The following is an 11594-nucleotide window of genomic DNA, read 5'->3' on the forward strand; positions in this document are numbered from 1 at the left end:
CGCGCATGAGCTTCATCACGGTGAAAAACGTCTGGCAGCAATACGCCGATCAGGTGGTGCTCGAAGGCTTGAACCTGAACGTCAACGAGGGGGAGTTCTGCACCCTGGTCGGCGCATCCGGGTGCGGCAAGTCGACCTTCCTGCGCCTGTTGCTCGGCCAGGAACGCGCCAGTCGCGGAGAGATACTGCTCGACGGCCAGGCTTTGGCCAGCGAACCGGATTCGAGCCGTGGCGTGGTGTTCCAGCGCTACTCGGTGTTCCCGCACCTGACAGTGCTGGACAACGTCGCCCTCGGCCTGGAGCTGCCCCGCTCGCCGTTACTCGGTCGGTTGTTTGGCAGCGCCAAAAAAGACGCCCGCGAACAGGCCTCGGTACTGCTGCACAAAGTCGGCCTCGGTCATGCGCTGGACAGGTATCCGGCGCAGCTGTCCGGCGGCATGCAGCAACGACTGGCCATCGCTCAGGCGCTGATCATGAAACCGCGGGTATTACTGCTCGACGAACCCTTCGGCGCCCTCGATCCGGGCATCCGCAAAGACATGCACGGCCTCCTGCTGGAGCTGTGGCGCGAGACGCAATTGACGGTGTTCATGGTCACCCATGACCTGTCCGAAGGCTTCAGCCTGGGCACGCGTTTGCTGGTGTTCGACAAGGTCCGCGTCGACCCGCACGCCCCCGGCGCCTATGGCGCGCGCATCACCTACGACATCCCTTTGAACAGCGACCGCCGCGTCAATCGCGCCGCCGTCGACGCCTTGCCGACGCCGTTGGCAGGCCTGCTTCGTACCGCTTAGAGGAGTTTGCACATGACTGATTCGACCCAACTGTTCCCGGTCTTCGCCGAAGAAACGCTCCCTGGCGGCGGCCATCGTTCTTTCATCATGAAACGCGGTCAGCTGCTACGCCTGACCGACCTGCGCGGCGGTGCCAATGTCAGCCTGACGTTACTCAACGCGAACGAAAAAACCGAGCGCCTGAACCTGCCCGACAGCCTCAAATGCCAACACACCGCCAAGCTCACCACCGGCCATTGCCTGTACTCGGACATGGGCCGCGTGCTGGCCGCCATTACCGCCGACACCTGTGGCTGGAGCGACAGCCTCGGTGGCGTGCTCTGCGCTGAAGAAGTCGCGCAAAAATACGGCGCCGGTCGCTATCAGGAACTGCGTAACGGTTTCTTCCGCAACGGCACTGACAACCTGCTGGTGGAGCTGGGCAAATGGGGGTTGGGCCTGTCCGACTTGCTGATGACGCTCAATCTTTTCAGCCGGGTCAACGTCGATGAGGCCGGGCATTTTCACTTCGTCGAGGGTAACTCCAAAGCCGGTGACTACATCGAGTTGTACGCCCCCATGGACACGCTGGTGGTGCTCACCGCCTTGCAACACCCGATGGACCCCTCCCCTGACTACGCACCAAAACCCTTGAAGCTCAGCTGGATGAAGGCTGACGCCAGCGTCGCCGAACACTGCCGCACCTCGCGCCCGGAAAACGAGCGCGGCTTCATCAACACCGACCGTCTGTTCGCCTGAGGATCGCTGCCATGTCACTCGCTATTGCAACCGCACAACCACAGCCTGAAAACGCGGTGTATCGCGCCAAGGTCCCGGCTGGCGAACCCTTCCTGACGGAGGTCAAGGCTGGCCAGACCCTGCGCATCCTCGATCTGGAAGGCAATCAAGCCGTCGACACCCTGTTCTACAGCGTGGCCAATCCGAAAGAACGCTACGACGTACAGCGCACGTTGCGCCGGCAGAACAGCGTCTACCTGAGCACCGGCAGCGTGCTCTATTCCAACCTCGGCAAACCAATGCTGACCATCGTCGCCGACACCTGCGGACGCCACGACACCCTAGGCGGCGCGTGCGCCCAAGAGAGCAACACCGTGCGCTATGCCCTGGAAAAACGCTACATGCACAGCTGCCGTGACAACTACCTGCGCGCCTGCGTCCACGATGGTCGACTGGGCAAGGGCGACATCGGGCCGAACATCAATTTCTTCATGAACGTACCGGTCACAGCGGACGGCGGACTGACCTTCGAAGACGGGATTTCAGCGCCAGGCAAATACGTCGACCTGCGCGCCGAGATGGACGTGATTGTGCTGATTTCCAACTGCCCGCAACTGAACAACCCCTGCAACGCCTACAACCCGACCCCGGCGGAGATCCTGGTATGGAACTGAAAATGACGCGGTTGCGTAAATGGCTGTTCAGCCTGTGCCAGGCCCGCTCCGGGCAGTGCCTGAAAAAACCCTGAAACCACCCAACCTGTGGGAGCTGGCTTGCCAGCGATGGCGATGTGGCAGTCGACATCCATTTCAAATGTGCCGACGCCATCGCGAGCAGGCTCGCTCCCACAAGGGACTGCGCTGTTCTGAAGAGAATTGTTTTTGCCGCCCGAGGACGACCCCGGCGCTTATCGAAAAACTGCGGGACGGCCCGCATCCCAGGTCGAGGCTGATACGCAATCGCCTCCGGGGGTTATGCCATGTTCGAAAAAGTCCTGATTGCCAACCGTGGCGCTATTGCCTGCCGCATTCTGCGCACCCTGCGTGAACTGCAGGTCAAAGGCGTCGCCGTGTATTCCGAAGCTGACGCTGCCAGCCTGCACATCCTGCAGGCCGATGAAGCTCACAGCCTCGGCGAAGGCGCTGCCGCTGGCACGTACCTGGCCGTCGACAAGATTCTCGCCATCGCCCGGGCAACCGGCGCCACGGCGATCCATCCCGGCTACGGCTTCCTCTCGGAAAACGCCGCGTTCGCCGAAGCCTGCGAAGCGGCCAACATCGCGTTCATCGGCCCGACGCCAGAGCAACTGCGGGTATTCGGCCTCAAGCACACCGCACGCGCCCTGGCGAAACAGCATGGCGTGCCGATGCTCGAAGGCACCGAGCTGCTCGACAGCCTCGACGCGGCATTGATTGCCGGCGAACACGTCGGCTATCCGGTGATGCTCAAAAGCACCGCCGGCGGTGGCGGCATCGGCATGCGCGTCTGCCGCAGCGCGGCGGAATTAAGCGAATCCTTTGAAACGGTCAAACGTCTTGGGCAGAACAACTTCAGCGACGCTGGCGTGTTTATCGAGAAGTACATTCAGCGCGCCCGCCACCTTGAAGTCCAGGTGTTCGGCGACGGTCGAGGTGACGTCATTGCCCTCGGCGTGCGCGATTGCTCCGTCCAGCGTCGCAATCAGAAAGTCCTTGAAGAAACCCCTGCGCCCAACCTGCCCGACGGCATGGCCGACGCGCTGTGTGCTGCAGCGATCAAGCTGGCCAAAGCAGTGAACTACCGCAGCGCCGGCACCGTGGAGTTTGTGTTCGACAGCGAAGCCCAGCGTTTCTACTTCCTTGAAGTAAACACCCGTTTGCAGGTCGAACACGGTGTCACCGAACAAGTGTGGGGCGTGGATCTGGTGCGCTGGATGGTGGCGCTGGCGGCCGGTGATCTGCCGCCCCTGAGCGAACTGAGCCAAGGTTTGAAACCCGACGGCCATGCCATCCAGGCACGCCTCTACGCCGAAGATCCAGGTCGGGATTTCCAGCCAAGCCCAGGCTTGCTGACGGCCGTTCATTTCCCTGCCGCCGATGGTAAACAGTTGCGCATCGACACTTGGGTCGAGGCAGGTTGCGAGATCCCGCCGTACTTCGATCCGATGATCGCCAAGGTCATCTGCTGGGCGCCGACCCGGGCAGAAGCAGCCGCCGATCTGCATCAGGCATTGGGCGACAGCGTGCTGTATGGGGTGGAAACCAACCGCGATTATCTGCGGCAGATCCTGCTCGACGCGCCCTTTGCCAGCGGCCAGCCGTGGACTCGCTGCCTGGAAGATCTGGTCTATCAGGCCAACACGTTCGAGGTGCTCAGCGCGGGGACCCAAACCAGCGTGCAGGACTATCCCGGTCGTCTTGGTTATTGGGCCGTGGGCGTTCCGCCGTCTGGGCCGATGGACAGTCGCGCGCTGCGTTTGGGTAATCGTCTGCTGGGTAACGACGAAGGTGCCGCGGCGCTCGAAATCACCATGAGCGGACCGTTGCTGCGCTTCAATTGCGAGGCGGTGGTGGCGGTCACCGGGGCCGTGATTCCGCTGGCGTTGAACGGCGAAACGGTGTCGATGAACACCACGCTGCTGATTCCCGCGGGCGCCACGTTAAGCCTCGGCACGATCGCCGGCGCGGGTGCTCGCAGCTATTTGTGCGTGCGTGGAGGCCTTCAGGTACCGGACTATTTGGGCAGCAAAAGCACCTTCACCCTCGGCCAGTTTGGTGGGCACGGCGGGCGTGCTTTACGGGCGGGGGATGTGTTGCATATCCCTGTTTTGAGCGACCGTAAGCATGGTGAACATCTGCCCGAAGAACAGGTCACCGAGCTGCCAGGCGTGCGGCAAATCCGGGTGATCTACGGCCCCCACGGCGCGCCGGAATACTTCACTGAAGACTACATCGGCACCTTCTTCGACACTCAGTGGGAAGTGCATTTCAACTCCAGCCGGACCGGTGTGCGCCTGATCGGACCGAAGCCGCAATGGGTGCGGGCTGATGGCGGCGAAGCCGGGCTGCATCCGTCGAATATTCATGACAATCCGTATGCGATCGGCGCGGTGGATTTCACCGGTGACATGCCAGTGATCCTCGGCCCGGACGGCCCGAGCCTCGGCGGTTTTGTCTGCCCTGTGACGGTGATCGAAGCGGATCTTTGGCAACTGGGGCAGCTCAAGGCGGGCGACAAAGTACAGTTCCTCCCCGTCGACCTGAAGACTGCCCGTAACCTTGCGACACAACGCTTTTGTGGCGAGGGAGCTTGCTCCCGCTCGAGTGCGAAGCAGTCGCCAGGTCTATCAGAAAAAACGGGGGATCAGGTCTTGGGGCCGCTTCGCGACCCAGCGCGAGCAAGCTCGCTCGCCACAGGGTTTGTGCTCCCCCAGGCGGTTGTGTCGCCTGTTGTGCTGGATTTGGGCCAGGACGATACCCGGCTGGTTGCACGCCTCTCCGGCGACACGCATCTACTGCTGGAAATCGGCGCCCCCGAGCTCGATCTCGTCCTGCGCTTTCGCGCCCACGCCCTCATGCAGGCACTGGAAAGCAAACACCTGCACGGTGTGATCGACCTGACGCCAGGCATTCGCTCACTGCAAGTGCACTACCAACCCGAACAACTGCCGCTGGCGGATTTGCTTGGCATCGTCGCCGGCGAATGGGACGCCGTGTGTGCCGCCAGGGACCTGCAAGTCCCGTCGCGCATCGTCCATCTGCCCCTGTCATGGGATGACCCTGCCTGTCAGCTGGCCATCGAAAAATACATGACCACCGTGCGCAAGGACGCACCGTGGTGCCCGAGCAACCTGGAGTTCATCCGCCGCATCAACGACCTGCCCAATCTCGACGAAGTACAGCGCACGGTGTTCGACGCCAGCTACCTGGTCATGGGCCTGGGCGACGTCTACCTCGGCGCCCCGGTCGCCACGCCGCTCGACCCGCGGCACCGCCTGGTGACCACAAAATACAACCCCGCGCGCACCTGGACCGCCGAGAATTCGGTGGGCATCGGAGGTGCCTACATGTGCGTGTACGGCATGGAAGGTCCCGGCGGGTATCAGTTTGTCGGTCGCACTTTGCAGATGTGGAACCGTTATCGCGAAGTCGCCGCATTCGATGGCAAACCGTGGTTGCTGCGCTTCTTTGACCAGATCCGTTTTTACCCGGTCAGCGCCGATGAACTGCTGCGCATCCGCCGGGATTTTCCGCTCGGGCGTTTCGATTTGAACATCGAACACAGCCAGCTGAACCTGGCGGATTACCAGGCGTTCCTGGCGAAGGAAGCCGAGACCATCGCCGCGTTTCGCGATCAGCAAAAAGGCGCCTTCAACGCCGAGCGCGAGCGCTGGATCGCCAGTGGCCAGGCGCATTTCGACAGTGAAGAACTCATCCCCGAGGCGACCGAAGAGGCGCCGCTGGGCAATGGACATCAGAGCGTCGACAGCCACATCGCCGGCAACCTCTGGCAGGTTCAAGTTGAAACCGGCAGCCGGGTTCAGGCCGGCGACGTGCTGGTGATTCTGGAGTCGATGAAGATGGAAATTCCGCTATTGGCACCCATGGCTGGCGTGGTGCGCGAGATTCGCGTGCAACCGGGTTCGGCGGTGCGCGCCGGGCAGCGTGTCGTGGTGCTGGAACTCGACTGAAACCATTTCTAAAAGGATCAATGCCATGAACATCAATCTGCAACTCGACGCCCTGCGCAATGCCTACCGCGACGGCAGCGTCACGCCTCGGCAACTGCTGCTGAGCCTGCGCGACAAAGCCGCAGCGTTGAACCCGGACTATCACCTGTTCATCCACTTGCTCAGCGTCGAAGAACTGGAGCCCTATCTGGCCGCCCTCGATGATCAAACCATCGACAGCTTGCCGTTGTTCGGCGTGCCGTTCGCGATCAAGGACAACATCGATTTGGCGGGCATCCCCACCACCGCCGCGTGCCCGGCATTTGCCTATGTGCCAGAGCGCTCGGCGACCATCGTCGAGCAGTTGCTGGCGCTGGGGGCGATCCCGTTGGGCAAGACCAATCTCGACCAGTTCGCGACCGGCCTCAATGGCAGTCGATCTCCCTACGGCGCCTGCCCCAACAGCGTGTTGCCGGAGTATCCATCGGGGGGTTCCAGCGCCGGTTCTTCGCTGGCCGTGGCACTTGGTGTGGCGAGCTTTTCCCTGGGCACCGACACCGCGGGCTCCGGACGGGTCCCGGCGGCGCTGAACAATCTGGTCGGACTGAAAGCCAGCAAAGGCCTGATCTCGACCGCGGGTGTCGTTCCGGCCTGCCGCACGCTCGATTGCGTGACCACGTTCACGGCGACTGCTCGGGAAGCCAGCCAACTATTGGCGCTGACCGCGCAGCTTGATCCTCGGGACGAGTACAGCCGCAGCAACCCGCTGTGGAATGACGGCTCGGCGTTCGGTACGCCTCATCCATTTCGTTTCGGAGTACCCCGTGCGCAGGACCTGCAATTCTTCGGCTGCCCCGAAGGTCCGCTGTTGTTCGGTGATGCCATCGACCAGCTCAAAGCCTTGGGTGGTGAAGCGGTGGAGCTGGATTTGTCGCCGTTCCTCGAAGCCGCCCGCCTGCTCTATGAAGGGCCTTGGGTCGCCGAACGCTACAGCGTCGCCGGGGAGCTGATGGAGACCCATCCCGAAGCCGTGCTGCCGGTGATTCGTGCCGTGCTGGCCAAGGCGCCGGCGGTGACCGGCGTACAAACGTTCCGCGCGCAGTACCGCCTGCAAGCCCTCAAGGCGCTGTGCGACAAGGCACTGGAGGACCTCGATTGCGTCATCACGCCCACCATCGGCCGCCCGGTGACGCTGGCCGAACTGGAAGCCGAACCCGTGCTGCGCAACTCGCAATTGGGTTACTACACCAACTTCATGAACCTGCTCGACTACGCGGCCGTCGCCGTGCCGAGCGGCTTCATGGGCAACGGTTTACCGTGGGGTGTCACGCTGTTCGGGCGGGTATTCACCGACCAGTACTTGTTGAGCGTGGCGGATGCGTTGCAGCGTCATCAAGGTTCAGGATCGCCCGCTCCGACGACGGTCGCTCGCGATGATCGCGCACGGCTGGTGGTCTGCGGCGCGCATCTGGATGGCCTGGCGTTGAACTGGCAACTGAAACGGCGTGGGGCCACGTTGGTCGAGACGACATTCAGTTCGCCGGACTATCAGTTGTACGCACTGGCTGGTGGGCCACCCTTTCGCCCGGGTATGGTTCGGGTGAAAAACGGCGGCGTGGCGGTTGCAGTGGAGGTGTGGGAATTGCCGAGCAGTGAGCTGGGCTCGTTCCTGACCGGAATCCCGGCGCCATTGGGGCTGGGCAAGGTGCAACTGGCGGATGGGCGCTGGGAGAGCGGGTTCATCTGCGAAGGGTACGGGCTGGAGGGGGCTGTGGATATCAGTCACTTCGGAGGGTGGCGCGCGTACCTGAAAAATCTGCAGTGATCCCGAGGTTCCCCCTGACCCTGTGGGAGCTGGCCTGCCAGCGATGGCGGTGTGTCAGTCGACTAGTGCTTTGACCGGCACACCGCCTTCGCGAATTCACACAGAACCCTGTGGGAGCTGGCCTGCCAGCGATGGCGGTATGTCAGTCACAGTTGTGTTGACTGATACACCGCCTTCGCAAAATTCACACATAACCCTGTGGGAGCTGGCTTGCCAGCGATAGCGGTGCGTCAGTCGACTAGTGCTTTGACTGGCACACAGCCTTCGCGAGCAAGCCCGCTCCCACATTCGTTTTGTGCGTATGGAAATAGTGTGATTTTTCAGCGCCAACCGGTTCATCCTCGCCATTCAGCGAATCTTCCTACCAACAACACCTACTCCGCCTGACTTCTTTCCACCCTGATCCCCCGCACAGTCTCCCGCGCCATTTTTCCTGCGCGAGGGACTGCTCATGTTCGACCCGATTGTGTGTTCGCCTGCGTTCGAAGCGCCGCGCTGATGGAACACAGCGCACGCATCGAGCAGGCGCTCGACGACTTCCCCAACACGCTGACGCTGTATCGCCAGCAGCTCGATCACTGGTTCAGCCGTGCCGCCGACACCGTCAGTCACGCGACGGATCTGCCGTCGCTGATGGACATGGATCGGCGGATCAAGCTCGGTGATAGCACCACGGTGGTCGGTCGTCGCGACGATGACTTTTTCTCCACGGTGGCGCAGTGCCCGAGCGGCGGGATTCTGCTGATCGAGAGCACGTTCGAGTCGGTGTATGACATTCCGCTGGGGAACATTCAGGTTGATGTGATTGCGGTGGACGGGGGTGAGCGCAAGTCGATCACGCTTGATGAACACGGTAAGGGACAATTCCGCGGTATTCCCGGGAAGTTTTACCGGGTGCACGTGCAAAGCGCGGTGACGAAGGATCAGGTTGATGCGCTGTTCAAGTCTTACGACGGACTGACCGGGCAACTTGAAGACTGGCTGCGCAAGGAGTGGGAGGGGTTCAAACCGCAGTGGTCGCAGTCGGCGATGGCAGCGGCGGGGAGCGGTGTTCTCGCCGGGAGTTGGGCGGCGATTATCGGGGTGTGGGACAGCCTGAGCCTTATCTACGACATCTTTAAAGACCCTGAAAAGTACGCTGAGCGGCTTGGCAGTGGTGTGCAATCGCTGATTGATCTGGCGCGAGAGTCCCCCGCAGCAATGGAAAAAGCCATGCTGTTAGCCAGTGACGAGGCGGCGCTGTGTTTGCTGCTGCGCACGGCGAGTCTATGGTGGGACATGCTGCCGCCCAGCCTGATTGCTGGCCAAACGACCGCAGCGGTGGTGCAACTACTGATCGAACTTCTGATCGGTACTCTTCTGTGCTTCGCGGGGGGCGCTGGCTTCGTCTACCTGGGCATACGTCTGGCGCATTACGGCCCTCGGATCGTCAGTGCTGCGAAGGGTTTCATCAGAGCCATCTTCGCCCTCCTCGACACCGTCATGTCCTACGTCGACCACTACAAAGCCGTCACCGCACGCGGCATCGCGGCCGGCGCCAATCAGGGTCGCCTGCTGCTGAACTGGAACGCCCGCAAGAACACTACCCTCAAGCAGAACGAACACCGCGACGATGCCTCGAAACAGGCGAAAAACCCCAACGACGACGCCGCCACCTGCGTGGCCTCCACCTGCAAGAACGGCTGCCCGGTGTCGATGGTCACCGGCGAAGAACTGCTGACCCTCACCGACGGCACGCTCGACGGCGTCCTCCCTTTCGACTTCACCCGCCTCTACCGCACCAGCGCCGCCGAGCTCGATGTCGGCCTCGGTTTCGGCTGGAGCCACAGCCTCTCCCATCGCCTGGAAATCGTCGGCGACGAAGTCATCTGGATCGACCACGAAAACCGTCGCACGCCCTTTCCCCTGCCGAACAGCGAACGCCCGGCGATCCACAACAGCCTGTCCAGGGCGGCGATTTTTCTCGGTGACGCGGCCGAAGAACTGATCCTCGCCCAGGCCGGCGACGCACCGCGTTTTTATCACTTCCTCAACGGTCGCTTGAACACGATCAGCGACACCTACGACAACCGCCTGCTCCTGACCCACGACTACCACGGCCGCCTCGAACGCGTGGACAACGGCGCCGGCCGCGCCTTGCTGTTGCGCTACGACCGTCGCCACCTGATCGCCGTCGACTACCAGCGATTCACCCCGGCGCCCACCGTGGCCCAAGGCTGGGTGACCGAGCAGACGCTGGTTCGTTATCGCTACGACGAGCACCAGCAGCTGATCGAAGCGACCAACGCGGCCGAAGAAAGCGAGCGTTACCGCTACGACGAGCAGCACGTGATCCTGCAGCGGCAACTGGCCGGTGGGGCGAGTTTCTTCTGGGCGTGGGAAAGGTCCGGCAAGGCTGCTCGTTGCATCCGTCACTGGGCCTCGTTCGGGCAGATGGACGCGCAATACATCTGGGATGACCAGGGCAGCGTCACGGTCAGGAACCTCGATGGCAGCGAAGAGGTGTACGTCCACGATGATCGGGCGCGGCTGGTGCGCAAGGTCGAACTGGATGGCGGCGAACACCTCAAGTCCTACGACGAGCAGGGTCGGTTAGTGGCGGAGCAGGACCCGCTGGGCGCGGTTACCGAATACCACTACGACGACGCCGGACGGTTGGTGGCGCTGATTCCGCCAGAAGACACGCCAACAGCCTACGAATACCGCAACGGTTTCCTGCACGCACGCTTTCGTGGCAAGGCCGAGTGGAAATACCTGCGCAATGCCCAGGGCGATGTCACCGAAGCCATCGACCCGGACGGTCACACCACGCACTACCGCTACGACGCCCAAGGCCGCCTGCTGTCGATCCGTTACCCGGATCACAGCCGTCATCTGTTGGTCTGGAATGCGCTCGGCCAGCTCGTTGAAGAAACCCTGCCAGAAGGTGGCAAGCGGAAGTTTTCCTACGATGCTTTGGGGCGGAGGATTACCCAGGAGGACGAACACGGCGCCGTCACGCGCTCGCAATGGGACGCTGTTGGCCGCCTGATCCACACCACCCTGCCGAGCGGCGCCACCCGCGCTTACAGCTACAACGCCTACGGCACGCTCACCTCTGCCACTGATGAACTGGGCCAGGTCACGCGTTACGAGTACGTCGAGGACCTGCACCTGGTCAGCCGCCGGATCAATCCGGACGGTTCGCAGCTGCGTTACCGCTACGACAACGCACAGTTGCTGCTGACGGAGATCGAGAACGAGTCCGGCGAAAAGTACCTTCTGGACTACACCGCCAACGGACTGATCCGACAGGAAACCGGCTTCGACGGTCTGCGCACCGCCTACGAATACGACCTCAACGGGCACCTGCTGGAGAAGACCGAGTTTGGCGAGGACGGCTCGCAACTGGTCACCGGGTATACACGCGATGCGGCCGGACGCTTGCAGGTCAAAACCCTGCCCGATGGCACCTCCGTGGCCTACCACTACGACAGCCTCGGCCGCCTGACCAGTGTCGACGACGGCCACGACCACCCGCTGGAATTCGAATACGACCGCCAGGATCGGCTGATCACCGAACACCAGAGCTGGGGCACCTTGCGCTATGGCTACGACGCCTGCGGCCAGC

6 protein-coding genes are annotated in these 11594 nt (G+C 62.3%); all 6 read left to right on the forward strand.

All coding sequences use genetic code 11. From position 1 onward, the window contains the following. The first annotated feature begins 5 nt into the window (after positions 1-5). Entirely contained in the window at positions 6-794 is a 789-nt protein-coding gene (locus GBC55_RS04690; RefSeq protein ID WP_162439447.1) for an ABC transporter ATP-binding protein, read from the forward strand. A gap of 12 nt (positions 795-806) precedes the next feature. After that, the gene (locus tag GBC55_RS04695; protein ID WP_162439446.1) at positions 807-1532 is read left to right on the forward strand and encodes an urea amidolyase associated protein UAAP1; all 726 of its coding nucleotides are present in this window, start codon (positions 807-809) and stop codon (positions 1530-1532) included. 11 nt (positions 1533-1543) lie between these two features. Continuing rightward, the gene (locus GBC55_RS04700) at positions 1544-2185 is read left to right on the forward strand and encodes an urea amidolyase associated protein UAAP2 (protein ID WP_162439445.1); all 642 of its coding nucleotides are present in this window, start codon (positions 1544-1546) and stop codon (positions 2183-2185) included. 305 nt (positions 2186-2490) lie between these two features. Further along, positions 2491-6180 carry an urea carboxylase gene (uca, locus tag GBC55_RS04705; RefSeq protein WP_162439444.1) on the forward strand — a complete coding sequence of 1230 codons (3690 nt, stop codon included), beginning with the start codon at positions 2491-2493 and terminating at the stop codon, positions 6178-6180. A gap of 25 nt (positions 6181-6205) precedes the next feature. Further along, the gene (gene atzF / locus GBC55_RS04710; RefSeq protein WP_162439443.1) at positions 6206-7984 is read left to right on the forward strand and encodes an allophanate hydrolase; all 1779 of its coding nucleotides are present in this window, start codon (positions 6206-6208) and stop codon (positions 7982-7984) included. A 498-nt stretch (positions 7985-8482) separates the two neighbouring features. Continuing rightward, positions 8483-11594: DUF6531 domain-containing protein (locus tag GBC55_RS04715; protein ID WP_162439442.1), on the forward strand; the 3112-nt coding region annotated here is incomplete at its 3' end.

It is taken from the genome of Pseudomonas sp. TNT3 (assembly GCF_010095445.2).
GTDB lineage: Bacteria > Pseudomonadota > Gammaproteobacteria > Pseudomonadales > Pseudomonadaceae > Aquipseudomonas.

Bases quoted from the DNA above. Each gene is read 5' to 3' on its own strand.
- GBC55_RS04690 (WP_162439447.1), top strand. From the start codon at position 6: ATGAGCTTCATCACGGTGAAAAACGTCTGGCAGCAATACGCCGATCAG.
- GBC55_RS04695 (WP_162439446.1), top strand. From the start codon at position 807: ATGACTGATTCGACCCAACTGTTCCCGGTCTTCGCCGAAGAAACGCTC.
- GBC55_RS04700 (WP_162439445.1), top strand. From the start codon at position 1,544: ATGTCACTCGCTATTGCAACCGCACAACCACAGCCTGAAAACGCGGTG.
- uca (WP_162439444.1), top strand. From the start codon at position 2,491: ATGTTCGAAAAAGTCCTGATTGCCAACCGTGGCGCTATTGCCTGCCGC.
- atzF (WP_162439443.1), top strand. From the start codon at position 6,206: ATGAACATCAATCTGCAACTCGACGCCCTGCGCAATGCCTACCGCGAC.